Annotated in this window: 23 protein-coding genes; 11 read left to right on the top strand and 12 right to left on the bottom strand. The window is 72.8% G+C overall.

The features are described 5' to 3' along the window. The first annotated feature begins 62 nt into the window (after positions 1-62). Positions 63-1,811: a CDP-glycerol glycerophosphotransferase family protein gene (locus SM450_RS18055; RefSeq protein WP_474620901.1), complete on the top strand. Its 1,749-nt coding sequence runs from the start codon at positions 63-65 to the stop codon at positions 1,809-1,811. A 57-nt stretch (positions 1,812-1,868) separates the two neighbouring features. Here the strand turns inward: SM450_RS18055 and SM450_RS18050 are convergent, their stop codons facing one another. Then, a complete protein-coding gene (locus SM450_RS18050) occupies positions 1,869-2,411 on the bottom strand; it encodes an acyltransferase (RefSeq protein WP_474620900.1) in 543 nt (180 codons plus the stop codon). A 169-nt stretch (positions 2,412-2,580) separates the two neighbouring features. On the opposite strand from SM450_RS18050, the gene SM450_RS18045 reads away from it, so the two are divergent. Together SM450_RS18045 and SM450_RS18040 are read left to right on the top strand one after the other, a co-directional pair. After that, the gene (locus SM450_RS18045; RefSeq protein WP_474620899.1) at positions 2,581-3,237 is read left to right on the top strand and encodes a response regulator transcription factor; all 657 of its coding nucleotides are present in this window, start codon (positions 2,581-2,583) and stop codon (positions 3,235-3,237) included. Between the two features lie 10 nt (positions 3,238-3,247). Further along, on the top strand, positions 3,248-4,708 hold the full coding sequence (locus SM450_RS18040) for an ATP-binding protein (RefSeq protein WP_474620898.1): 1,461 nt from the start codon (positions 3,248-3,250) through the stop codon (positions 4,706-4,708). Between the two features lie 6 nt (positions 4,709-4,714). Here the strand turns inward: SM450_RS18040 and SM450_RS18035 are convergent, their stop codons facing one another. From SM450_RS18035 to SM450_RS18020, 4 genes are all read right to left on the bottom strand, one after another. Next, complete coding sequence (locus SM450_RS18035; RefSeq protein WP_474620897.1) at positions 4,715-5,668, bottom strand: TAXI family TRAP transporter solute-binding subunit; 954 nt, start codon at positions 5,666-5,668, stop codon at positions 4,715-4,717. 54 nt (positions 5,669-5,722) lie between these two features. Further along, positions 5,723-6,376: a hypothetical protein gene (locus SM450_RS18030; protein WP_474620896.1), complete on the bottom strand. Its 654-nt coding sequence runs from the start codon at positions 6,374-6,376 to the stop codon at positions 5,723-5,725. Positions 6,377-6,472: 96 nt separating this feature from the next. After that, positions 6,473-7,270, bottom strand: a complete 798-nt coding sequence (yaaA, locus tag SM450_RS18025; RefSeq protein WP_474620895.1) for a peroxide stress protein YaaA — start codon at positions 7,268-7,270, stop codon at positions 6,473-6,475. 21 nt (positions 7,271-7,291) lie between these two features. Then, entirely contained in the window at positions 7,292-8,920 is a 1,629-nt protein-coding gene (locus tag SM450_RS18020) for a hypothetical protein (protein WP_474620894.1), read from the bottom strand. 79 nt (positions 8,921-8,999) lie between these two features. Between SM450_RS18020 and SM450_RS18015 the strand changes: the two genes are divergently transcribed. After that, positions 9,000-10,037, top strand: a complete 1,038-nt coding sequence (locus SM450_RS18015; RefSeq protein ID WP_474620893.1) for an App1 family protein — start codon at positions 9,000-9,002, stop codon at positions 10,035-10,037. Between the two features lie 328 nt (positions 10,038-10,365). Here the strand turns inward: SM450_RS18015 and glgB are convergent, their stop codons facing one another. From glgB to SM450_RS17985, 6 genes are all read right to left on the bottom strand, one after another. Continuing rightward, a complete protein-coding gene (gene glgB, locus SM450_RS18010) occupies positions 10,366-12,468 on the bottom strand; it encodes a 1,4-alpha-glucan branching protein GlgB (RefSeq protein ID WP_474620892.1) in 2,103 nt (700 codons plus the stop codon). After that, positions 12,456-14,552, bottom strand: coding sequence for an alpha-1,4-glucan--maltose-1-phosphate maltosyltransferase (locus tag SM450_RS18005; RefSeq protein WP_474620891.1), 2,097 nt, complete (start codon positions 14,550-14,552; stop codon positions 12,456-12,458). The genes glgB and SM450_RS18005 overlap by 13 nt, the downstream gene beginning before the upstream one ends. A gap of 88 nt (positions 14,553-14,640) precedes the next feature. Continuing rightward, positions 14,641-16,236, bottom strand: coding sequence for an FAD-binding oxidoreductase (locus tag SM450_RS18000; protein ID WP_474620890.1), 1,596 nt, complete (start codon positions 16,234-16,236; stop codon positions 14,641-14,643). A 162-nt stretch (positions 16,237-16,398) separates the two neighbouring features. After that, positions 16,399-16,812: a PIN-like domain-containing protein gene (locus SM450_RS17995; protein ID WP_474620889.1), complete on the bottom strand. Its 414-nt coding sequence runs from the start codon at positions 16,810-16,812 to the stop codon at positions 16,399-16,401. Beyond that, the gene (locus tag SM450_RS17990; RefSeq protein WP_474620888.1) at positions 16,775-17,425 is read right to left on the bottom strand and encodes a DUF433 domain-containing protein; all 651 of its coding nucleotides are present in this window, start codon (positions 17,423-17,425) and stop codon (positions 16,775-16,777) included. Before SM450_RS17990 ends, SM450_RS17995 begins: the two co-directional genes overlap by 38 nt. Positions 17,426-17,562: 137 nt before the next feature. Further along, a complete protein-coding gene (locus tag SM450_RS17985) occupies positions 17,563-17,790 on the bottom strand; it encodes a winged helix-turn-helix domain-containing protein (protein WP_474620887.1) in 228 nt (75 codons plus the stop codon). A 197-nt stretch (positions 17,791-17,987) separates the two neighbouring features. On the opposite strand from SM450_RS17985, the gene SM450_RS17980 reads away from it, so the two are divergent. The 5 genes from SM450_RS17980 (at position 17,988) to SM450_RS17960 (ending at position 20,006) form a co-directional block, all read left to right on the top strand. After that, entirely contained in the window at positions 17,988-18,146 is a 159-nt protein-coding gene (locus SM450_RS17980; RefSeq protein ID WP_474620886.1) for a hypothetical protein, read from the top strand. Continuing rightward, on the top strand, positions 18,143-19,000 hold the full coding sequence (locus SM450_RS17975) for a helix-turn-helix domain-containing protein (protein ID WP_474620885.1): 858 nt from the start codon (positions 18,143-18,145) through the stop codon (positions 18,998-19,000). Before SM450_RS17980 ends, SM450_RS17975 begins: the two co-directional genes overlap by 4 nt. Next, the gene (locus tag SM450_RS17970; RefSeq protein ID WP_474620884.1) at positions 18,940-19,245 is read left to right on the top strand and encodes a hypothetical protein; all 306 of its coding nucleotides are present in this window, start codon (positions 18,940-18,942) and stop codon (positions 19,243-19,245) included. The genes SM450_RS17975 and SM450_RS17970 overlap by 61 nt, the downstream gene beginning before the upstream one ends. A gap of 79 nt (positions 19,246-19,324) precedes the next feature. Then, positions 19,325-19,561 carry an AbrB/MazE/SpoVT family DNA-binding domain-containing protein gene (locus tag SM450_RS17965; RefSeq protein ID WP_474620883.1) on the top strand — a complete coding sequence of 79 codons (237 nt, stop codon included), beginning with the start codon at positions 19,325-19,327 and terminating at the stop codon, positions 19,559-19,561. Between the two features lie 49 nt (positions 19,562-19,610). Then, positions 19,611-20,006 carry a type II toxin-antitoxin system VapC family toxin gene (locus SM450_RS17960; RefSeq protein WP_474620882.1) on the top strand — a complete coding sequence of 132 codons (396 nt, stop codon included), beginning with the start codon at positions 19,611-19,613 and terminating at the stop codon, positions 20,004-20,006. A gap of 152 nt (positions 20,007-20,158) precedes the next feature. On the opposite strand, the gene glgA is transcribed toward SM450_RS17960, so the two are convergent. Then, positions 20,159-21,364, bottom strand: coding sequence for a glycogen synthase (gene glgA, locus SM450_RS17955; protein WP_474620881.1), 1,206 nt, complete (start codon positions 21,362-21,364; stop codon positions 20,159-20,161). 93 nt (positions 21,365-21,457) lie between these two features. Here glgA and glgC point away from each other — a divergent pair, with 93 nt between their 5' ends. Next, a complete protein-coding gene (gene glgC / locus SM450_RS17950) occupies positions 21,458-22,690 on the top strand; it encodes a glucose-1-phosphate adenylyltransferase (RefSeq protein WP_474620880.1) in 1,233 nt (410 codons plus the stop codon). Positions 22,691-22,722: 32 nt separating this feature from the next. Next, positions 22,723-24,360 carry a phosphoglucomutase (alpha-D-glucose-1,6-bisphosphate-dependent) gene (gene pgm, locus SM450_RS17945; RefSeq protein ID WP_474620879.1) on the top strand — a complete coding sequence of 546 codons (1,638 nt, stop codon included), beginning with the start codon at positions 22,723-22,725 and terminating at the stop codon, positions 24,358-24,360. The last annotated feature ends 26 nt before the right edge of the window (positions 24,361-24,386 follow it).

Below are 24,386 nucleotides of genomic sequence, written 5' to 3'. Positions count from 1 at the left end.
TAGGGTCGCAGCCGTCGGTATCGGGCCTCGCCGACATTGCCGGGCAGACAGGGAGCATGTAGTTGTTCAGCAGAGTACGCAGCCAGCAGGGCCTGGCCACGGTGGGCGCGACGCTCCTCGGGTACGGCGTCATGATCCTCGCCGGTGTCCTCGGCCTGGTGTTCCCGTACGCGGTGGCCGCGGCGGTCGCCCTCGGCGGTGAGCTGGCGCTCGCGACCCGGTACGGCGAGACCGCCCAACTGCTGGCCAAGGCCGGTGTCGGGTGGACGTTCCGGCGGCTGGTGCGGGACCTGTCGGTGGCCCTGCTGGTGATCGCCACGGTCCGTCCCGGGGTGGCCGGCACGATCGCGGTGCTGCTGCTGCCCGCCGCGCTCTGGACCCTGGCGGTGGGCACCACCGCGGTCACCAAGTCGGTCGAGGGGCGGGTCGACCCGCCGGCGTTCACCCGCAACATCGACCTCGGCGCGCTGCGCCGCGTCCCGGTTCCGCCGGCCTGGGCGCGGCACCTCGCCGGGCTGCGGATGCCGCTGCTCAACGTGCTGCTGGTGCCGGCCGCCGTGGTGGCCGCCGCGGCGGACCGGGTCACCCCGGTGGTGGTCACCGGTCTGGTCACCCTGGCCGTCGGTCTGGTCGCCGCCGCGGTGCTGGCGCTGACCGTGCTGCGGGGCCGGGGCACGAGCCCGGGCGTGCTGCCCGCCGTGCACGACTGGCTGGCCCGGGAGAAGCCCGAGGTGGCGCTCTACTTCGCCGGCCCGGCCAAGGACGTCTACCAGGCCAACATGTGGCTCGCGCCGCTGGCGGCGACAGGCCGGCGGGCGGTGGTGCTGCTGCGGGCCGCGGACGCGTTCCACCAACTGGCCGACACCCGACTGCCGGTGATCTGTGTGCCGGCCGGGGTCGACTTCATGAACCTCGACCTGGGCTCGCTCCGGGTCGCGCTGTACGCGGCGAACGTCGGCGCGAACATCCACCTGCTGCGTGAGCCGGGCGTGACGCACGTCTTCGTCGGGCACGGCGACAGCGACAAGGCGGCAAGCGTCAACCCCTACAGCAAGGTGTACGACGAGGTGTGGGTGGCCGGTCCGGCCGGCCGGGAGCGGTACGCCCGGGCCGACGTCGGCGTGTTGGACCGCGACATCGTGGAGGTGGGCCGCCCGCAGCTCGCCGGCGTGCACACGTTCGGCTCCGGCGCCGCCGACCACCTGTTCACCGTGCTCTACGCCCCCACCTGGGAGGGCTGGCTGGACGACGACCCGTTCCACACCTCGCTGGTGCTGATGGGGGAGCGGATCGTGTCCGGGCTGCTGTCCGCCGGGAACCTGCGGGTGGTCTACAAGCCGCACCCGCTGACCGGCAGCCGCGCGCCGAAGGCGAAGGCGGCGCACGAGCGGATCGTCGCCCGGATCCGCGCGGCCGGGGGCGAGATCGATCCCGATTCGCTCGACGGCGCCGCGCACCTGGTGGTGACCGGCCGCACGCCGTCGCTGTTCGACTGCTTCAACGTCACCGACCTGCTGGTAAGCGACGTCTCAAGTGTGGTCTCCGACTTCGTGCAGAGCGAGCGGCCGTACGTGGTGGCCAACCCGGCCGGCCTGCCCGAGGACGAGTTCCGGCGGCAGTTCCCGACCGCGCGGGCGGCGTACCTGCTCTCCGCGGACGGCGGCGAGCTGGCCAAGATCCTCGACGTGACCCGGGGCGGGGACGACCCGATGGCCGAGGCGCGGCGGGAGTTGAAGGAATACCTGCTCGGCCCGGCCGGGTCCAACCCGATGGACCGGTTCCGGGACGAGATCGGCCGGCTCTGCGGCTGACCGGCGCACCGACGCGCGGGGGCGACGACCGGACCGGTCGTCGCCCCCGTCGCGTGTTCAGCCCTGGTGCGGCGGGTTGTCGACGTCCCGGGACACGACCTCGCCCTTGGCGTCCACCCAGCCCTTCGGCCGGGCCGGGTTGCCGGCCACCAACTGGTACGGCTTGACGTCGCGGGTCACCACGGAGCCGGCGGCGATCATCGCGTACTCGCCGACCTCGATGCCGCACACGAGCGTGGCGTTGGCGCCGATCGAGGCGCCCCGGCGGACGAGCGTCGGGGTGATCGTCCAGTCCGGATTCTGGGCGCGCGGCCGGAAGTCGTTTGTGAACACCGCGCACGGGCCGACGAAGACCTCGTCCTCGATGGTCACGCCCTGGTAGACCGAGACGTTGTTCTGGATCTTCACCCGGTCGCCGACGGTGACGCTCGCGTCGACGTACACGTTGCGGCCGATCACGCAGCCGGCGCCGACCTGGGCGCTGGACCGGATGTGCGCCAGGTGCCACACCTTGGTGCCGTCGCCGACCCGGGCGCCGGACTCCACGTCGGCCGTCGGGTGGACGAAGACGGAGGCGGACGGGTCGTTGCTGTCAGTCATCTCAACTCGCATCGTGGCGGGGCGCGTCGCGCCGTCGGGCGGGGCTCGACGCAGCATAGCGAGCACCCCCGGGTGAGCAGTTCGGCCACCGTGGCGCAGGTAGCCTCGCGTCCCGGCGGCGCGTCTGCCACCATTCCCTGGGCAACACCGCGAGCGGACGGAGGCACGGGTGCGGATCCTCCTGGTCGAGGACGACCGTCGGGTCGCCGCGGCGCTGTCGTCCGCGCTGACCCGGCGCGGCTACCAGGTCGAACACGCCGCCACCGTCGCCGCCGCGCTCTCCGCCGCCCCCTGCGACCTGGTGCTTCTCGACCTGACCCTGCCCGACGGCGACGGCACCGACCTGTGCCGCGAGCTGCGCCGCCGCAGCAGCCAGCTCGGCATCATCGCGGTGACCGCCCGGGGCGAGGAACGCGACCGGGTGCTGGGCCTGCGGCTGGGCGCCGACGACTACGTGGTCAAGCCGTTCTCGATGGTGGAGTTGCAGGCCCGGATCGAGGCGGTGCTGCGCCGGGCGTCGCACACCGTCCCGGAGCGCAACCTGATCGAGGCGGGCGCGGTCCACATCGACGTGGGCGGCCGGACGGTGCGCGTCGCCGGCCGGTCGGTGACCCTGACCCGCAAGGAGTTCGACATCCTGCTCTCGCTGGCCCGCCAGCCCGGGGTGGCCGTCCCACGGGACCGGATCCTGCTCGACGTCTGGGGCACCACCTGGGCCGACCGGCACACCGTCGAGGTGCACGTCGGGTCGCTGCGCGGCAAGCTCGGCGACCCGACCCTGGTGGAGACCGTACGCGGGGTCGGCTACCGGCTCCGCGGCGCGTGAGGGGGCCCGGGTGCGCCGCCGGCTGGTGATCAGCTACCTGCTGCTGATGGTGCTTGTGCTGTTCGCGTTGGAAACCCCGCTGGCGGTCACGCTCGCCTCCCGGGAGACCGATCGGGTACGCGCCGACCGGCTCGCCGACGCCACCCGGTTCGCCTCGCTCGCCGGCCCGGCGCTGCGCGGCGGCAGCCCCGGCCCGCTGGGTGGGGAGCTGGCCGCCTACGACGACCTCTACCGCATCGGCGCGGCAGTGGTGGACCGGGACCGCCGGACCGTGGCCGCCTCGACCCGCTGGGAGCCGGGCGTGGGCACCGGCCCGGCGCTCGACACGGCGTTGTCCGGGCAGCAGTTCAGCGGACCGGAGTCGGTGTGGCCCTGGGTGGACGGGCCGGTGGTGACGGCGGTGCCGATCAACGACGGGGGTGAGGTGCTCGGCGCGGTGGTCACCACCACCCCGGCGGACCGGGTGCGCCGGGCCGTCACCCTGTGGTGGGTGACGCTTGCCGGCATCGGCCTGTTCGCGGTGCTGGCCTGCGTCTCCACCGCGTTCGGGCTGGCCGGTTGGGTGCTGCGCCCGGTCACCGAGCTGGACACCGCGACCCACGAGATCGCCGAGGGGCGCCGCACCGCCCGGGTCCGGCCCCGGCTCGGCCCGCCCGAGCTGCGCCGGCTGGCGACAAGTTTCAACGACATGGTCGACGCGGTCTCCGACGTGATGGACCGGCAGCGGGCCTTCGTCGCGCACGCCAGCCACCAGTTGCGTAACCCGTTGACCGCGCTGCGGCTGCGGGTGGAGGAGCTGGGGCCGAGCCTCACCGACCCGGACGGCCGGGCCGAGCACCGGCTGGCGCTTGAGGAGACCGACCGGCTGGCCACCGTGCTCGACGCGCTGCTCACCCTGGCCCGGGCGGAGCGGGAGGAGAACCAGCGGGTCACCGTGGATGCCGCCGCGACGGCCGCGTCCCGGGTCACGGCGTGGCTGCCGCTGGCCCGGCACCGGTCGGTCACGCTCCGGCTCGACGCGGGCGACGCGCCGGCGTACGCCCGGACCGTGCCGACCGCGATCGGCCAGGCGCTCGACGCCCTGATCGACAACGCGGTGAAGTTCAGCGGCGCCGGGGGAGAGGTGACGGTGACCGTACGCCCCGGCGACGGCGGGACCACGCTCACCGTGCGGGACACCGGCCCCGGCATGACGGCCAGCCAGCTCGGCCAGGCCACCGAGCGGTTCTGGCGGGCGCCGGACGCGCAGAACGTGGACGGCGCGGGCCTGGGGCTGACCATCGCCGCGGTGCTCGTCGACGCGTCGGACGGCCGGCTCAGCATGCGTCAGGGCGACCCCCGGGGGCTGGTCGCCGAGCTGTGGTTCCCGGCGCCGCCCGACGACCCGGGCGCCCCTGACGTCTCCGACGCCCCCGACGCGTCGGACCGGCCGGCCCCGCCGGAGCGCCACGGCGAACCCGTCGGCGGCTGACCCCGGTCAGGGTTTGGTGTCGCGATACCACTGCGCCGCGCCCGGGTGCAGCGGCAGCGGGGTGGTGACGATCGCCGACCGGGGGCTCATCCGGCCGGCCGCCGGGTGCGCCGCGGCCAACTCCTCCCGGCGATCCATCAGCAGCCGGGTCACCTCGCGCACCAGCTCGGCGGGGAGGTTGGCGTTGACGATCAGGTAGTTCGGGTTCGCCACGGTGCTGACCGGGTCCGTCCGGTAGACCGAGCGGGGGATGTCCCGGGTCACGTAGACCTGTCCGTACGCGCGTCGCAGCGGCTCCGTCCAGTCACCCAGGTCGACCATCCGCAGTGACGTCCCCTGGGCCAGGTCGGCGACGCCGCGCACCGGCAGACCACCGGAGAAGAAGAACGCGTCGATCCGGCCCTCCCGCAGGGCGGCCACCGAGTCGTCGAGTCCCAGGTGCTCCTGGCGTACCCGGTCGCCACCGAGCTGCGCCACCGCGAGCAGCCGGGTGGCGGTGATCTCGGTGCCGGAACCGTCGGCGCCCACCGAGACCGGACGGCCGCGCAGGTCGGCGAGCGTGCGGACCGGGCCGCCGGCGGTGGTGACCAGGTGCAGCAGGTCGTCGTAGACCCGGGCGACGGCGAGCACCGCCGGGTGCTCCGGCTCGCGGGCCGGCAGCACGTCGGCCTGGGTGAAGCCCAGCTCCGCGTCACCGGCGGCGACCAGCCGGACGTTCTGCGCGGAGGCGGCGGTGACCATCACCTCGGCCCGCACCCCGGGCAGTTCCCGGTTGAGCAGGGCGGCAAGCGACTTGCCGAAGGCGTGGTAGACGGCGGTGGGGCTGCCGGTGGCGATCCGGATCGGCACCGGGCTCGCGGGTTCGTCCCGGCAACCGGCCATGCCGGCGGTGACGAGCAGCAGCAGCGCCAGCGGGGCCGCGGTCCGGCGCCGGCCGCGCACAGACCAGTGTCGGCTCACGGGCTGCACTCTGCGCCGTGCACCCGCCGCCGCGCAACCCCGCGCGTACCGGGGTCAGCCCAGCGTGGCGCTCTCGGTGATGCGGACCCGGTGCTCGCCGTTGGAGACGCTCACCAGGAAGCAGCCCGAACCCGGCCGCAGCACCGCCGGCACCTCCAGCAGCGCCGCGCCGCGCACAAGCACCGCGGCCAGGTCCCGGTCGGCAAGCCGGATGCCGAGGCAGTGCCGGCGTACGTGCCGGCCGCCGGCGAGCAGCGCCGCCCGCCAGGCCGCCGCCGCCAGCCGGGGCCGCCAGAGCCGGCGCGCGGTCGAGGCGCCGGGGACCGGACCGCCGAGCAACTCCCGGCGGCCCTGCCGCCAGCCGGCCGCCAGCAGGTTCGCGTACGCCGACCGGTGCTCCGGGGCCACCGACAGCCGGTGCAGTTCGTAGCGGCGACGCAGGCCACCCGTGGTCAGCTCGTGCCCCACCGGCACGTCGAGCCGGCGCAGCAGTTGCCGCATCCGGCGCGCCGCGTCCTCCCGGTTGAACTCGGCGGTCCCGCCCCGGTACGGATCGGGGTCGAGCCGGCGGACGTCGGCGGCCGGGGGTGGGGTGCAGCGCACCAGGCAGGCGACCTCGAAGGCGTCGGCCAGGGTCAGCCAGTCAAGCGGCGGGGGCGGCGACGACGGGCGGGGCCGGTCGAGCAGCGTGGTGGGCTCGGAGAGCATCGGCACAGCTCCTTGTCGGCGTCGTGGTGCCTCTACCGTGGCCCCCGACAGCCGGCCGGGGAACCGCTGCGTCCGAGCCTTGAGCAAAACTTGCGCTCAGAGGTCGGCCACCACCACGTCGACCTGCCGGGGCCGGCCGGTCGCCCGGGGCGCCTCCTCGACCGTGTACTTCAGCTCCCGCAACGCCCCCACGAGCGCGTCCGCGCCGCGCGGCCGGGCGCCGGCCAGGAGCAGGTCCCGGACCAGCCGGCCCTTCGTCGCCTTGTTGAAGTGGCTCACCACCGACCGGGTCGGCGTCCCGTCCACGACCCGCTCGTGCAGCACCCGCACCGTCACGGTGCGCTCGGCGACCGCCCCGCGCGGCGCCCAGGTGGCCGCGTACGCGCCGGAGCGCAGGTCCAGCACCGGGCCGTTGCCCGCCGCCGCCGTGACAGCGGGTCCCAGCACCGAGCGCCAGTACGCCGACAGCGCCCCGACGCCCGGCAGCCGCGCCCCGATCGGGCAGCGGTACGGCGGGATCCGGTCGGTCAGCCGGACCGCGCCCCACAGGCCGGAGCTGATCAGCACCGACCGGCGGGCCGCCCGCTGCGCCGCCGCCGGCAGCGTGGGCAGGTCCAGCGCCTCGTAGAGCACCCCGGTGTAGAGCCGCCCGGCCGGCGCGGTGGCCGCCGCCCGCAGCCGGGCGTTGCGCCGCAGTTCGCCGCGCTGCCCCTCGCTCAGGCCCAGCGCGTCGCGGGCCGCCGCCTCGTCCGGCCCCGCGCACAGGTCGACGAGCGCGGCCAGCACCGCCTCCCGGGCCGGGTTCAGCTCGGTCAGGGACAGCCGCGACAGGTCCAGCCGCCGACCGGTGCCGGCCTCGGCCTTTCCCTCGGACGGGGGGAGCAGGATGAGCATCGGCACAGCGTACGGGCCGGCTCAGCGCCACGGCCGCACCGCGTGCTCCGGGTGGTACACGCGAGCGCCGCCGACCTCGGCCACCATCGCCGCGTCCGCCCGCCCGCCGAGCAGCCGCCGCAACGCGCGTTCGGCGGGTGAGCCGGCCGCCACCACGTACCCGGGTCGCGCCGCCAGGCCCACCCGCCGCCAGTACGCCGGGTAGCGGTTCTGCCCCGGCCTCAGGTCGCCGTCGAGCACCCCGCAGGCCACCGCCTCCCCGGTGTTGAAGATCAGCCGGCCACAGGTCCAGTAGTCCCCGTACACCTCACGCAGGCCGGCGCGCAGCACCGCGTCGGCGAGCCGGCGGGCGGAGCGCTCCTCGGCCCGTACCCCCGGCACGCCGGCCAGGAACGCAAGCGTGCCGGCGAGCGTGGCGACGGTCAGCCCGGCCAGCACCCCGGTGGCCGCGACACCCCGCAGCCGGGCCGCGACGGACGCGGTGGCCCGCGGCGCGTGCGCGGCGGCCGACCAGAGCGGCCACAGCACCGCCGGCAGCGAGATCTGGAGCACCGACAGGTAGCGGGCGTTCGCCAGCGGATCGGTCGCGGCGAGCGGGCTGCGCACGTACGCCAGCAGCGTCAACGCCGCGCCGACGACCAGGGCGAGGATCGCCACCGCCCGCACCCGGGCGGCCGGGTCGACGGCCCGGCGGTACGCGACCACGCCGAGCCCGGCGGCGGCCACCAGCAGCACCGGGTAGAGCACGCCGAACCACTGCGCCCCGCGCGCGCAGCCGTCCATCGGGCACAGCCCGGACGCCAGCGGCACCCCCTCCAGCAGCCCGCCGTGCAGCCGCTCCGCGAGCGACGGCGCGACTCCCTCCTTCGTGCTGATCTCCCGGAACACCGACAGCGAGTCCTGCCCGGCCGGTGCCACGATGTTGTCCTTCACCACCGGGGCGATCCCCACCGCGAAACCGGCGACAAGCAGCACACCCGGCCAGCCGACCAGGTCCCGGGGGACGGCCAGGACCAGCGCCACCACGGCCACCAGCAGGTAGGGCGCGATCAGCCAGTCCGACCACAGCGCCAGGCCGGCGAGCAGCCCGAACGCCCCGGTGGCGAGCCAGCGGTGCCGCACCCGCCGCTCCCCGAGCGCGACCGCGATCAGCAGCAACGCCAGCACCGCCGGCTTCACCTCGGGCCGGCCGCCGACGGCGGTGAGCTGGTCGCGCACCACCCGCTCCGAGCCGAGCGCCAGCAGGCCCACCACGACCACGGCCAGCCAGGGGGAGAAGAGCCGGCGGGTCAACCGGTACGCCAACCACAGGAAGATCGCGTAGAGCGCGAGCAACGGCAGTCGCAGCAGCGGCCAGCTCGGCCCGGCCCAGCCCAGCAGCGGCGCGGCCAGATACGACTCCAGCACGCCCATGTACCGCTGGCCGTAGAGGAAGACCGGCCGCTCGTGGCCGCCGGCGATGTGCAGGGCGGCCAGGCCGAACGTCGCCTCGTCGCTGTTCGAGGCCGGCACCGTGAGCAGGGTCAGCACCAGCCGGTAGCCGACCCCGGCCGCGCCGAGCAGCAGCGCCACGAGCGCCGGCACGTCCGGGCTGCGCTTCGCTGTCGACACGACCCCGCCCCCGTCGTCGCCCCGACCGCAGTCTGACACGCCGGCCGGCGCGTTCCCGGACGGATCGGTCCAGATCACTCGCGTGGCCGGCCCCCGCCGGGTGTGGCAGGGTTGCTACGTGCCACCCACACCACCGGACCAGCTCGCCGTGCCGCAACTGCACCGCGCCGCGCGCATCGAGGACGCGCTGCACGGGTTCGTGGAGCGCCGGCTGCGGCGCACCGGGTGGCAGCCCAACATCATCGCGTACGCCGGGTACGGCGCCCCGGGCTGGGCGCGGGTGCTCTGCCGGGTGCTGCTGGGCCGCCCGGACACCCGTCGCGGCCGGCTGGAGAAGGTGCGCGGCTGGCGCAGCTTCGCCACCCTTCCGGCCAAGCACGCCCGGGTGACGATCGAGGTCAACGGCGTACGCCACGAGGTCACCGCGGACCGCAGCGGCTTCGTCGACACCGTCGTCGAGGGCGACTTCACCCCCGGCTGGAGCTGCGTACGCCTGCGCGTGGCCGACGCCGAACCGGTGGAGGCGCTGGTCCGCATCCTCGACCCGAACGTCCGGTTCGGCATCCTCTCCGACATCGACGACACGGTCATGGTGACCGCGCTGCCCCGGCCGATGCTCGCCGCGTGGAACACGTTCGTCCTCGACGAGCACGCCCGCACTGCCGTGCCCGGCATGGCGGTGCTCTACGAGCGCCTGGCCACCGCCCACCCCGGCGCACCGGTCTTCTATCTCTCCACCGGCGCGTGGAATGTCGCGCCGACGCTCACCCGGTTCCTGTCCCGCCACCTCTACCCGGCCGGGCCGCTGCTGCTCACCGACTGGGGGCCGACCGCCGACCGCTGGTTCCGCAGCGGGCGGGAACACAAGCGGGCCACGCTGGCCCGGCTGTCCCGCGAGTTCCCCGAGGTGCGGTGGCTGCTGATCGGCGACGACGGGCAGCACGACCAGGAGATCTACCGGGAGTTCGCCGCCGCCCACCCGGACAACGTGGCGGGCGTGGCGATCCGGCGGCTGTCGCCGACCCAGGCGGTGCTGGCCGGCAGCCTGCCTGCCCCCGCCGGCCGCGCCTCATCGGGCCCGGTGGGCCAGAAGTGGCTGAGCGCCCCCGACGGCGCCGGCCTCTGGAAACTCCTCCGAGAAGCCGACCTCGTCTAACGCCGCTCCCGGACGACCTCGGTGATCATGAAGTCGGCGGCGACGAAGCGGGCGCCCTGTGCTGCCGCCACCGTCGTGAACGCCGAGAGATCTTGGAAGGAAAGTGCCCCTCCAGGGGCCAATTCCTTCCACGATCTCGGCCGCCATTCCGGTCTGGGCTGGGGCGATCATGGAGTTGGCGGCACCCATGTTCGTGGACCCGGACCGGTTCTCCGAGAGTTCGCTGTGCGCCTTCGACTACGTTTGGCGCGCGGTCAGCGGCAGGTGCAGACGTGCGAGCGATGGGCCCACTCGGTAGGGGAACGAGGACCAGTATTGGGGACCCTTGTCAGTCCTGGCGGAGCCAGAGCACGGCCAGTGGGGGGACGCGCAGGGAGACCGACGCGGGCAGGCCGTGCCACGGGACGTTCTCGGCGTGCACCTCGCCCAGGTTGCCCACCCCCGACCCGCCGTAGTGGTGGGCGTCGGTGTTCAACGCCTCGGTCCACGTCCCGCCGGCCGGCAGGCCGATCCGGTAGTCCTCAAGTGGCGTGGCGGAGAAGTTCGCCACGCACACGAGCGTCTGCCCGTCCGGGGCGATCCGGATGAACGACACCGCGTTGTGGGCGACGTCGTCGCCGGCGATCCAGCGGAAGCCGGCCGGGTCGGTGTCCTGCGCCCACAGTGCCGGCGTGGCCCGGTAGGCGCGGTTCAGGTCGGCGACCAGCCGTTGCACGCCGGCCCGGGCCGGGTCGTGCAGCAGATACCAGTCGAGGCCGCGTTCCTCGCTCCACTCCCGGTCGTCGGCGAGTTCGCAGCCCATGAAGAGCAGTTGCTTGCCGGGGTGCGCCCACATGTACGCCAGCAGCGCCCGCACGTTCGCCAGCCGCTGCCAGGTGTCGCCGGGCATCTTGCCGGTCAGCGAGCCCTTGCCGTGCACCACCTCGTCGTGGCTGATCGGCAGCACGTAGTTCTCACTCCACGCGTACGCCAGGGAGAACGTGAGCTGATGGTGGTGGTGCTGGCGGTAGATCGGGTCCTTCGAGGTGTAGAGCAGGCTGTCGTGCATCCAGCCCATGTTCCACTTGAACCCGAAGCCGAGCCCGCCGTCGGAGGTCGGCCGCGTCACGCCCGGCCAGGCGGTGGACTCCTCGGCGATCATCAGGACGCCCGGGTGGCGCCGGTAGACGGTGGCGTTCACCTCCTGGAGGAACGCGATGGCTTCCAGGTTCTCCCGGCCGCCGTGCACGTTGGGGGCCCACTGTCCCTCCTGGCGGGAGTAGTCGAGGTAGAGCATCGAGGCGACCGCGTCGACCCGCAGCCCGTCGACGTGGAACTCGTCGAGCCAGTAGAGCGCGTTGGCGACCAGGAAGTTGCGTACCTCGTTGCGGCCGAAGTCGAAGACGTACGTGCCCCAGTCGGGGTGTTCGCCGCGGCGCGGGTCGGGGTGTTCGTAGAGCGGGGTGCCGTCGAAGCGGGCCAGGGCCCACTCGTCCTTGGGGAAGTGCGCCGGCACCCAGTCGAGGATCACGCCGATGCCTGCGGCGTGCAGCCGGTCGACGAGGTGGCGGAAGTCGTCCGGGTCGCCGAAGCGGGCGGTGGGCGCGTAGTAGCCGGTGACCTGGTAGCCCCACGAGCCGCCGAAGGGGTGCTCCATCACCGGCAGGAACTCCACGTGGGTGAAGCCCGTGTCGAGCACGTACGCGGTGAGCTGCTCGGCCAGCTCGCGGTAGCTCAGGCCGGGCCGCCAGGAACCCAGGTGCACCTCGTAGACGCTCATCGGCTCCTGGTGCGGCTGCCGCGCCGCCCGGCGTTCCATCCAGTCGGCGTCGCCCCACTCGTACCGGGAATCGTGCACGACCGACGCGGTGGCCGGCGGCACCTCGGCGCGGGCGGCGAGGGGGTCGGCCTTGTCCCGCCACTGCCCGTCGGCGCCGAGGATGCGGTACTTGTAGCGGCTGCCGGCCGGCAGGCCCGGTACGAAGATCTCCCACACGCCGCTGGATCCGAGCGAGCGCATCGGCCAGCCGTCGTCCGGCCCCCAGCCGGTCACGTCGCCGACCAGCCGCACGCCGCGGGCGTTGGGCGCCCACACGGTGAACGCCACGCCCTCGTCGAAGACCCGGGCGCCGAGTGCCGCCCAGAGCCGTTCGTGTCGCCCCTCGCCGATCAGGTGCAGGTCCAGCTCGCCGAGCGTGGGGGGATAACGGTACGGGTCGTCGAGCGCCGCACCGTCCACCTCGACCCGGTAGTCGAGCACCTCGCCGGGGACGACCGCCTCGAACACGCCCACATCGTGCACCCGTTTCATCGAGTGCCGGTCGGCGTCGACGAGCAGCGTCACCTCGCCCGCGCCCCGGCGCAGCGTGCGGATGGTGGTGCTCCCGTCGGCCGGGTGCGCGCCGAGCACGGCGTGCGGGTCGTGCGCCTCACCGGCGATCAGCTGGTCCATCGTGGGTCGCCCTTCTCGGCCGGTGCGGTGGGTGCGGCGCCGCCGGAGAGGTCGGCGGGTACGTCTTCGACGGTCAGGTCGGGCGCGGCCGGGTGCTCCGGCCCGGTGGCGGGCGGGGGTGTGGGGCGGCGCACCGTGAGCACGTGCGCCGGTTGCAGGTAGGGATCCAGGCGCACCGCGTTGCGCTGCCCCCAGTCGTATTCCGCGCCGGTCAGCTCGTCGCGCACGGTGAACCGTTCGTGCCAGTCGAAGCCGAGCGCCGGCATGTCGAGGGTGGTGTTGCCCCACTGCACGGCGCGCGAGTCGAACGAGCAGACCACGATGACCGCGTTGCCGGTGTCCGGGTCGTGCTTCGACCAGCACAGCAGCGCCGGGTTGTCGATGTCGTGGAAACGCAGGTTGCGGAGCTGGTGCAGGGCCGGGTTGTCGCGGCGGACCCGGTTCAGCGTGGTGATGAACGGCGCCAGCGACCGCCCCCGCGCCAACGCGCCGTCCCAGTCCCGGGGGCGCAGCTCGTACTTCTCGTTGTCGAGGTATTCCTCCGCGCCGGGGCGGGCGGTGTGCTCGAACAGCTCGAACCCCGCGTACATGCCCCAGGAGGGGGAGAGCAGCGCGGCAAGCACCGCCCGGATCTTGAACATCGGCGGGCCGCCGTGCTGCAACGACTCGTGCAGGATGTCGGGGGTGTTGGGCCAGAAGTTCGGCCGCATCCAGTCGGCCGAGGCGACCAGTTCCTCGCAGTATTCCCGCATCTCGGCGGCCGTCGTGCGCCAGGTGAAATAGGTGTACGACTGGGTGAAGCCGATCTTGCCGAGCCCGTGCATGATCGCCGGGCGGGTGAACGCCTCGGCCAGGAACAGCACATCCGGGTCGACGCGCTTGACCTCGGCGATCAGCCAGTGCCAGAAGTCGAACGGCTTGGTGTGCGGGTTGTCGACCCGGAAGATCTTCACGCCCTCGCCGACCCAGTGCCGCACCACCCGCAGCACCTCGGCCCGGATGCCCTCCGGATCGTTGTCGAAGTTCACCGGGTAGATGTCCTGGTATTTCTTCGGCGGGTTCTCCGCGTACGCGATGCTGCCGTCGGCCCGGGTGGTGAACCACTCCGGGTGCTCGGTCACCCAGGGGTGGTCCGGCGCGCACTGCAACGCCAGGTCCATCGCCACCTCCAGGCCCTGCTCGGCGGCGGCGGTGACGAAGTCGCGGAAGTCCTCCGGCGTACCCAGGTCGGGGTGGATGGCGTCGTGGCCGCCCTCGGCCGCGCCGATCGCCCACGGCGAGCCGACGTCGTCCGGCCCGGCGGTGAGCGCGTTGTTGCGGCCCTTGCGGTTGACCCGGCCGATCGGGTGGATCGGCGGCAGGTAGAGCACGTCGAAGCCCATCGCGGCCACCCCGGGCAGGCGGTCGAGCGCGGTGGTGAACGTGCCCGAGCGGGCCGGCGCGTCGACGGTGGCCGCGACCGCGCCCTCGGAGCGGGGGAAGAACTCGTACCAGGCGGAGAAGAGCGCCCGCGGCCGGTCCACCCAGAGCGTGCGCTCGTCGCCCGTGGTGACCAGCTCGCGCACCGGGTGCTCCCAGAGCAGGTCGGCCAGGTCGAGCGCCGCGCCGACCCGGCGCGGCAGGTCCGCCTTGCCGTCGCGCAGCGCCTTCGCGGCTGCCCGTACGCGCTTCCGGTCGGCCTTCGGCACCAGGTCGAGCGCGGCGGTCAACACGCGGGCGCCCTCGGCCAGGTCGTTCGCCAGCTCGGCCGCGCCCTGACCGGCGGCCAGCTTCTTCGTCACCGCGTTCTGCCAGGTCAGGTAGGGATCTCCGAACGCCTCGACGGTGAACCGCCACTCGCCGACCGCGTCCGGGCGGATGGTGGCGTGCCAGCGGTCCTGCCCCGGCTCGCCGGGGCGCATCCGGGTGAACGGGCGGGCCGCGCCGTCCGGGCCGAGCCATACCACGTTGCAGCCGAGCGCGTCGTGGCCCTCACGGTAGGCCCGGGCCGACACCGGTACGACCTCGCCGACCACCGCCTTGGCCGGGTAGCGACCGCAGGCGACGACGGGGGAGACGTCTTCGATCGGGAACCGTCCAGTCACCCGCCCAACCTACTGCGCGAGATCGTCTCGCGCTCGGCCGCGCCGCCGAAGCACCGGATCCGGGTCGGCGGCCGGCGCGCGCCGCCGGTCAGCTCCCGATCCCCTGCGGATAGGTGAAGTAGTCGGTCGGGTCGTATCTCCGCTTCACCCGTACGAGGCGGGGATAGTTCGTGCCGTAGTAGGCCCGCCGCCAGTCCCGCAGCGTCGGGTCGGGGAAGTTCTGATAGGCGTGCCGGGGCGGCGTGGCACCGAAGATGTCGTGGTAGAACTCGTCGAGCCAGCGCAGGTTGGCGGCGGCGACGCGACGCGAGTCGTAGTCCGCCCAGGAGGTCTCGGCGGCGAGGATGAACACGCCGTCGCGGTGCACGAACGCCGTGGCGCCCGGTGGCACTTGGTTGATCTCGCCGCCGAGGGCGAACATCGCGAACCCGGCCCCGTCCGGGTTGCCACTGCCCGGCCAGTCCAACAGCCGCTCGGCGGCGGCGGCTACCTGGTCGTCGGTGAGCAGGGTCGCCAGGTGCAGCACCGCCGACTTGGCGGCGAACTTCTCCACAGGCGTGGTGGCGCTCAGCAACGCGCTCGCCTCGGCGGGGGTGACCTCGCGCACCGTCGCGCTGTTGCGGGCGCGCTCCTCGGCGGTGCCGATGTCGAGCAGCGGGGCCAGGATGGCGCGCAGTTCCTCGACCGGGCCGTAGAACTGGCCGATGGCGTTGACGTTGGCGTTGGCGCGGATCTGCTCCCGGGTGAACCCGTTCGTCCCGATGCCGACGCGCATGTGGAACCGCCTGTCGTGCAGGGTGTCCACGGCGGCCCGTTGCGCGGCGGCGAGCACCGGCAGCACCGAGTCCAGGCTCCAGCGCAACCGGTAGACGCCGACGTTCCCCTCGAACCGCTCGTACTGGAACGTGAAGGAGGTGTTCACCCCGAAGTTGTTCCCCGCCCCGCCCCGGCAGGCCCAGAACAGGTCGGGGTGCGATTCCTGACTGGCCTCCACGACGCTGCCGTCGGCGAGCACCACTGTCGTCGAGACCAGCCGGTCGCAGGTCAGGCCGAACATCTTGTCGCTGAACCCGATGCCGCCGCCGAGCACCAGCCCGGCCACGCCGACGCTCGGGCAGCGGCCCGTCGGGACGAACATGCCCCGGTCCTCAAGCAGCGGGTGCAGGTCGGCGTTGATGACCCCGGCCCCCACGGTGAGGGTGCCCGCGCCGTGGGTGACCTTGATCGGCCCGTAGGTCCGGGCCGGCGGGGCGGCCGGCAGCGGGTTGGTGACGATCCCCTTCATCCGGGCCATGTTGAGCAGCAGGCCGGGGGTCACCGAGTAGCCGGCGTAGTTGTGGCCCAGCCCGGAGCGCGGCACCGTGGGCAGCCCCACCGCGCGGGCCCAGCGGATCGCGGTCTGGGCGTCCCGGGTGTTGGCGCAGGTCACGATGCCCGCCGGGTGGGTGCCGGCGTACCTGTGGTTGAACGGGAGCGCCAGCGGCGGATAGCTGGCGTCCGGCGGCCGGTAGAGAGTGGACGCCGGCGACAGCGCACGCGCCAGCCGCTCCCAGTCCCGCCGGCTGACCCGCTCCGCCGCCTCCGGGTCCGGGGTGGCGGCGGTGGCCGGTGACAGCACACCCACCAGACCGGTCCCCAACGCGCCCGCCGCGCCTGCCCGCAGCACATCCCGCCTGTTGATCATTCCGCTGCCCTCACACCGTGCTCCGGGAGGCGATCGCCTCTCCGCTCATACTTCGGCGTGAATGGTGACTTCTCGTGCGGGTTGAGAAGGTTTCACCTGTTGTGGCGACCCGTGCGGACGCTCTGGGACGTGCGACTTAGGGCGGCGTTCTCGCGGTGCTGCTCACCGCTTGCGTCGGGGTGGCCCCTTCTCGTGGATGACGAAGAAGCCGGTGCGCCGGTCAAGCACCGTCTGGTGAATGGCTCCACGTTGGGCGTCGAAACGATCAGCCCGCACCTGCACCGGTAGCTCGGAGCTGTCCAGGCAGTGAATGCACGCTTTGAACCGGCGGAGCAGAGCATGCACCTCGACCTGGGTGGAGATGCGCAGATCCTGGGTGAGGAGCGCCCAGCCTCGACTCAGGCCGTACTCGATCCAGTCCGGGTCGCTGACGTGCTGCGCATCGTCCTGGAAGTGGTCGCCGACGACGTGGATGAGCCAACCCCTGCTGATCAGGAGGCGCGGCGCGCCCTTGCCCAGACAACGATCGGCAAAGAACTCAGGCGGCGACCCGGACGAGCGCTTCGACCTGGTCAACGGTCAGACCGTACTCGTCGGCGACGACATCCAGTGGTTCTCCAGCTCTCCACATGCCCAGCACGGCGGAAACGGGGACCTTTGCGGTTTCGATGATCGGTGCGCCCCAGGCGAAGCGCGGATCGATCACCACCTCCGCGATCGCGGGATCGTATCGACGAAGGGTGAGTCTGGTGGGAAACTCGTCGTCGTCGGTCCAGGCGATGTAGCGGAGGTAGTCGTTGATGACCTGGCGCAGGGGCATCTGCCGGTCACCGGCGCGGGCCAGCTCGTCGGTGTCCAGGTAGTGGATGAAGACGTCGACGCCGTCCGTCGCGATGCGCCGGCTTGCCAACCCGTACTCGGTGTCGAACTGCCGTCGGATGTCGGTCGCGGCTGCGCGGATCTTGTCCGTGGGGAGGCCGAGCTTGCGCAGTGAGCGCAGCACGTAGGCCTCGACCAGCGCCACGAACGGCACCGAGGGGTAGCCTCGGCGTTGCGGCTTGATGCTGTGCACCAGGGGATGCCCGGCGGCGTTCTCGCTCAGCCAGCGGTGCATGGTGCGCTCCGGCACCTGGAGGTGCTCGGACGCCTCCAGCGGAGTCAGCAGCGGCACGGTGAATCGGTCGATCATGCCCTCACCTCCTCCTCGTCGAGGATCCCACACCGAGCACAGGATCTGCGGCCCCGTCAGGCTAAACCGCGCCGCCGCTCGGCGTGGGTGCTCGACACCGAAGTGGCGGACGCGGTGCTGCCGGAGTCACCGGGCAGCTAGGCGGGTGGCTTCGGCGCGACGAACGAGCCCTTGCCCTGGTGGGTGATGATCCAGCCCCGCTCGTCCAGGATCCGCAGGGCGAACCTGATCGGCGTGGCGCTGGCGCTGTACTGCACGCAGAGTTCCGCGATGGAGGGCAGTTTGTCCCCGGGCTTCAACGCGCCCGACTGGATCGACGCGATGACGTCGGAAATGACCTGCTCGTACACCGGTTGTCTGGGCATGGCAGTGGGCCACCTCTCGTCAGCCCTTCGAGCATGCCACCCGACACGCCATGCTCTGCATTCAGTGTTGACTGTGTACTCACTGCACTATAAGTTGCGCGTTGAGGTCCTCTCGTCAGCAGCGGAGCGCCTCACCCGGGCGGGGTGGCCTCCGATGGCATCCCGCCCGCCGTACCCACAGATCCGAGGAGGCGTGGATGCGTGAGCGACCGTATGAGGGGCGGATACCGGACGGTGACCGGGTGCCCGGGCCGCGCCGGCCCGAGCGCCCGGCGCTCACCCGGCGGCAGTACGCCTACGGCGCGACGGTGGCGTTGCTCGTACTCGCTCTGCTTGTGCTGGGGTTGTGCCGGTGAACGAGCTGCCGGTGGGCCGGCGGGTCGCTCAGTGGCGGGTGCGCCGCAACCTGACGCAGCAGCAGTTCGCCGACCGCCTCGGCAAGTCGAAGAGCTGGGTGGACAAGGTCGAACGCGGGGTACGCCGGCTGGAACGGGTATCAAACCTCCGCGAGATCGCCGACGCGCTCCGGATCGACCTGGACGTCCTGCTGCCGGAGCAGCCGCGCCGGTCGGCCTCGGCCCGCACCGACGTGGAGCGCCTGCGCGCCGCCCTCGCCCGCTACCACCTCCCGGCCGCCGCCGCGCCGACCGACCCCGCGCGGTTGCGCGCCCGACTGGAGTACGCGGAGCAGAGCTACCGGCACGCCCGCTACGCGCCGTTGCTCGCGCTCCTGCCCGACCTGCTCGACGACGCCCGCGCCGCCGACCCGGCCCCGGCGGCCGACGAGATGCTGGTTCCGGTGTACGGGCTGGTCGCCCTGGCTCTGGTGAAGCTCGGCCGGGTGGAACTCGCCTGGCTGGCCGCCGACCGGTCGATCGCCGTCGCCCGCTCCGCCTCCGACGCGCGGCTCGTCGCCGTCGCCTCCGTACCGCTGGTCCAGGCCCTGCGATCGGTCGGCCGATGGCGGTCCGCGCTGGACGCCGCGCTCGTCGCCGCCGGCCGCGTCGGCGACCCCGGCCTGCGCGGTGCGCTGCTCGCGCAGGACGCGCTCGCCGCCGCCGGCCGTGGGGACGGGCCCGCCGCCCGCAAGCTGCTCGCCGGGCGGCGCAGGCCGACGACAGGGCCGGGGCGGCGGTCGAGGCCGCGGGGGTGGTCGCCGAGGCGGCCCTCGGCGACGTCAGGGCCGCGACGGTACGCCAAAAGCGGCTGACCACCGGCGACGAGTGGCGGTGGTTGCCGGCCGAGCACCGCGCCGCGTACCTGCTCGACGTGGCCCGCATGCACGCCCGCGCCGGGGACGGACTCCGCGCGGGACGGGCGCTGCTGGAGGCCGTGCGGACCGCGCGCGGCGAGGTGCACGACCGGCCGGCGGCGCGGGAGCTGGTCGCGGTGGTGGCTCGGTCGCCGGCCGCCCCGCCCGGCCTGACCAGCCTGGCCGCAGCGCTCCGCGTCTAGCCTGCCCGCCGCGCGCATCCGGGAACCCTATCTCCGCTTGTGACACGTATCATCTGTATTACGTGACGGGAGGACCGCGATGAGGTTGAACAGCAAGGGGCAGGTGACCATTCCGGCCGAGCTTCGCGCCCGGCTCAACCTGCATGAGGGTGACGAGGTGGACGTGGTCGAGGAGGGCGGCGCGCTTCGCATCGTGCGCGTCGACGACGCGGAAACCCGTGGGCGACGCCTGGTCCGACGTATGCGTGGGCGCGGCGCTGCGCGAGAGGTCGAGGGCATGTCGACGGATGAGCTGATGGAACTGCTCCGTGAGTGAGCGGATCCGGGCCGTGGCGGGCCGAGCGAACGATACCGTCGCCACCCTGGTGGATACGAACGTCCTGCTGGACATCTTCACCGACGACCCGAAGTGGGCCGACTGGTCAAGTGAGGCACTGGCGGCTGCTCGTGACGCCGGCCTTCTGGTGATCAATCCGATCGTCTACGCGGAGGTGTCCGTGCGGTTCGCGCGTGTAGAGGACCTTGATGACGCGCTGCCGGCCACCGACTTCCTCCGCGAGGAACTGCCCTACCCGGCCGGTTTCCTGGCGGGAAAGGCGTACGCGCGGTACCGGTCACGTGGGGGTGCCAAGCGTTCGCCGATCGCCGACTTTTACATCGGCGCACACGCGGCGGTCTGCTACTACCGTCTGCTGACCCGGGACAGCAGCCGCTACCGTGGTTACTTCCCCGGGCTGACCCTGGTCGCGCCCGACGACTGATCTCCGGCCGCGGCTGTCAGCCGAGGTCGTACTCGGCCGGGTCGGTCTTGAGAACCCAGGCGAGCGGCATGGTCGCCCGCACGTCGTCGCGCTCGCCGTCCAGGCGGTGCATGGCGACCTGTTAAAAGGGGGCCCCGCCTCTACCAAAAGCGTTAAGCGGGGGCCCCTCCTTGCACCGAGTCGTAGAGGGTGAGCGTCTGCTCGGCGATGGCGGACCACGAGAAGTGCTCCACCGCGCGTCGCCGGCCCGCCGCGCCGAACGCCGCGATCCGCTGCGGATCGGCCAGCAGCTCGTTCATGGAGGCGGCCAGGTCGGCCACGAAGCGCTCCGGGTCCAGCGGGGTGCCGGAGCCGTCGCCGGCCTGCTCGATCGGCACCAGCAGCCCGGTCTCGCCGTCGGCGACCACCTCGGGGATGCCGCCGGTGGCGGTGGCGACCACTGCCGTCTCGCAGGCCATCGCCTCCAGGTTGACGATGCCCATCGGCTCGTAGACGGACGGGCAGACGAAGATCGTGGCGTGGGTGAGCACCTGGATCACCTCGTGCTTGGGCAGCATCGTCGGCACCCAGACCACGCCGGAGCGCTTCGCCCGCAGCTCGGCGGCCAGCTCCTCGACCTCGGCGGCGAGGTCCGGGGTGTCCGGCGCGCCGGCGAGCAGCACGAGCTGGGTGTCGGCGGGCAGCTCCCGGGCCGCCCGCAGCAGGTAGGGCAGCCCCTTCTGCCTGGTGATCCGCCCGACGTAGACGACGCTGGGCCGGGCCGGGTCGATGCCGAGCCGGTCGAGCACGTCGGTGCCCGGGTCGGGGGCGTACTGCGCGGTGTCGATGCCGTTGTAGACCACCCGGACCCGGTCCGGGTTCACGCCCGGGTAGGCGGTGAGCACGTCCCGCCGCATTCCCTCGCTCACCGCGATGATCGCGTCGGCGGCCTCGAACGCGGTCCACTCGCACCAGGAGGAGAGCGCGTAACCGCCGCCGAGCTGCTCGGCCTTCCACGGGCGCAGCGGCTCCAGGCTGTGCGCGGTCACCACGTGCGGCACCCCGTGCAGCAGCTTCGCGGTGTGCCCGGCCAGGTTCGCGTACCAGGTGTGGCTGTGCACCACGTCGGTGCCGGCGGTGCCGGCGGCCATCTCCAGGTCGACGCCCATGACGCGCAGCGCGGCGTTCGCGCCGGCAAGCGCGGCCGGTTCGGCGTACGCGGTCACGCCGGGGGAGTCACGTGGCCCGCCGAAGCAGTGCACCCGCACCTCGGCGAGGCGGCGCAGCTCCCGGGCCAGGTATTCCACGTGCACCCCGGCGCCGCCGTAGACCTCCGGCGGGTATTCACGGGTGAGCAGGTCGACGCGCAACGGTGCCATGCCCGCACCCTAGTGCAGAGGATCGGATCTCACCGGGTGCGCAAGTGCGCTGTCCGAGTGGTGAAGTCGCGTCGGGGTGGATAGCGTCTGACCATGGCTGCCAAGGTGCTCGCGATCGTCCTGGCCGGCGGGGAGGGCAAGCGCCTCATGCCCCTGACCACCGACCGGGCGAAGCCGGCCGTCCCCTTCGGCGGGATGTACCGCATGGTCGACTTCGTCCTCTCCAACCTGGCGAACGCCGGCTTTCTCAAGATCGTCGTGCTGACCCAGTACAAGTCCCACTCCCTGGACCGTCACATCACCAAGACCTGGCGGATGTCGACGCTGCTCGGCAACTACGTCACGCCGGTGCCGGCGCAGCAGCGCCGCGGCCCGTGGTGGTTCGCCGGCTCGGCCGACGCGATCTACCAGAGTTTCAACCTGATCAACGACGAGCAGCCCGACCACGTGATCGTCTTCGGCGCCGACCACATCTACCGGATGGACCCCCGGCAGATGGTGGAGGACCACATCGCCTCCGGCGCCGGGGTGACAGTGGCCGGGATCCGCCAGCCGCTGGCCATGGCCGACCAGTTCGGCGTGATCGAGGTCGGCGAGGACGGCAAGCGGATCCGGGCGTTCCGGGAGAAGCCCACCGACGCGGTGGGGTTGCCCGACGCGCCGGAGGAGATCTACGCCTCGATGGGCAACTACGTCTTCTCCACCAAGGCGCTCTGCGAGGCGGTCGAGCGCGACGCCGAGGACCGCACCAGCAAGCACGACATGGGCGGCAGCATCATCCCGATGCTCGTCGAGCGCGGCGAGGCCAACGTCTACGACTTCAAGGACAACGACGTGCCGGGCAGCACCGACCGGGACCGCGGCTACTGGCGCGACGTGGGGACGCTCGACTCGTTCTACGACGCCCACATGGATCTGATCAACGTGCACCCGGTGTTCAACCTCTACAACTTCGACTGGCCGATCTACACCGACCAGCCGCCGTACCCGCCGGCCAAGTTCGTCCACCAGTGGGGCGAGCGGGTGGGGCGGGCGGTCGGCTCGATGGTCTCACCCGGGGCGGTGATCTCCGGCTCGCTCGTGGAGAACTCGATCGTCTCGCCCAAGGTCAAGGTGCACTCCTGGGCGCACGTCGACGGCGCCGTCCTGATGGAAGGTGTCGAGATCGGCCGGCACGCGGTGGTCCGGCGGGCGATCCTGGACAAGAACGTCTACGTTCCGGAGGGCGCCGAGATCGGCGTCGACCTGGAGAAGGACCGCCAGCGCTACACCGTCTCCGACAACGGCATCGTCGTCATCGGCAAGGGTCAGCGCGTCGAGCCCTGACCGGCCCCATCGTCTCCTAGGAGGATCCCGCAGTGGCCCACCCCCGTGCCGGGCAGCCCGCCGAGCCCACCGACCTGGTCGACGTGCCCCGGCTGGTCACCGCCTACTACGCCGAGCACCCGGACCCGAGCGACCCGGCGCAGCAGGTCTCCTTCGGCACCTCCGGGCACCGCGGGTCGAGCCTGCGCAACGCGTTCAACTCCGATCACATCCTGGCCGTGACCCAGGCGCTCTGCGACTACCGGCGGGAGCAGGGCCTCGACGGCCCGCTGTTCCTCGCCCGGGACACCCACGCGCTCTCCGCGCCGGCCGAGGTCAGCGCGCTGGAGGTGCTGGCCGCCAACGACGTCACAGTGCTGCGCGACAGCCGCGACGGTTACACCCCGACCCCGGCGCTGTCGCACGCGATCCTCACCCACAACCGGGGCCGCACCTCGGGGCTCGCCGACGGCATCGTGATCACCCCGTCGCACAACCCGCCGTCCGACGGCGGGTTCAAGTACAACCCCACCAACGGCGGCCCCGCCGACACCGACGTCACGAAGTGGATCCAGGACCGCGCGAACGCGATCCTCGCCGCCGGGCTCAAGGAGGTGAAGCGCATCCCGTACGCGCGGGCCCGCGCCGCCGACACCACAGGCACGTACGACTTCCTCGCCCACTACGTCGACGACCTGCCCGCCGCGCTCGACATCGACGCGATCCGGGACGCCGGGGTGCGCATCGGCGCGGACCCGATGGGCGGGGCGAGCGTGGCGTACTGGGGGGAGATCGCCGAGCGGCACCGCCTCGACCTCACGGTCATCAACCCGGAGGTGGACCCGACCTGGCGGTTCATGACCCTGGACGGCGACGGCAAGATCCGGATGGACTGCTCCTCGCCGAACGCGATGGCCTCGCTGATCGCCGCCCGCGACAAGTACCAGGTCTCCACCGGCAACGACGCCGACGCCGACCGGCACGGCATCGTCACCCCGGACGGCGGGCTGATGAACCCCAACCACTACCTGGCGGTGGCGATCGGCCACCTGTTCCGTACCCGGGACCGGTGGGGCCCGACCGCGGCGGTGGGCAAGACGCTCGTCTCCTCCTCGATGATCGACCGGGTCGCGGCCGACCTGGGCCGGACGCTGCTTGAGGTGCCGGTCGGCTTCAAATGGTTCGTGCCCGGCCTGCTCGACGGCTCGGTCGGCTTCGGCGGCGAGGAGAGCGCCGGCGCGTCCTTCCTGCGCCGCGACGGCAGCACCTGGACCACCGACAAGGACGGCGTCCTGCTCTGCCTGCTCGCCGCGGAGATCATCGCGGTGACCGGGCGCACCCCCAGCGAGCACTGGGCCGAGCTGGCCGACCGGTTCGGCGCGCCGGCCTACGCGCGGATCGACGCCCCGGCCGGGCGGGCGGAGAAGGCGGTCCTGGCGAAGCTGTCGCCGGAGCAGGTCACCGCGACCGAGCTGGCCGGCGAACCGATCACCGCAATCCTGACCACCGCGCCTGGCAACGGCGCCGCGATCGGCGGGCTGAAGGTGACCACCGGGTCGGGCTGGTTCGCGGCCCGCCCGTCCGGCACCGAGGACGTCTACAAGATCTACGCCGAGTCGTTCCAGGGCCCGGAGCACCTGGCCCGGATCCAGGAGGAGGCCAAGTCCCTGGTCGACGACGTGCTGTCGTAGCCCTCCGCGCCGCCCGTCGTGCCCCC

The sequence above is a fragment of the Micromonospora marincola genome, assembly GCF_056150385.1.
This window is presented reverse-complemented; position numbering and strand designations above follow the sequence as displayed.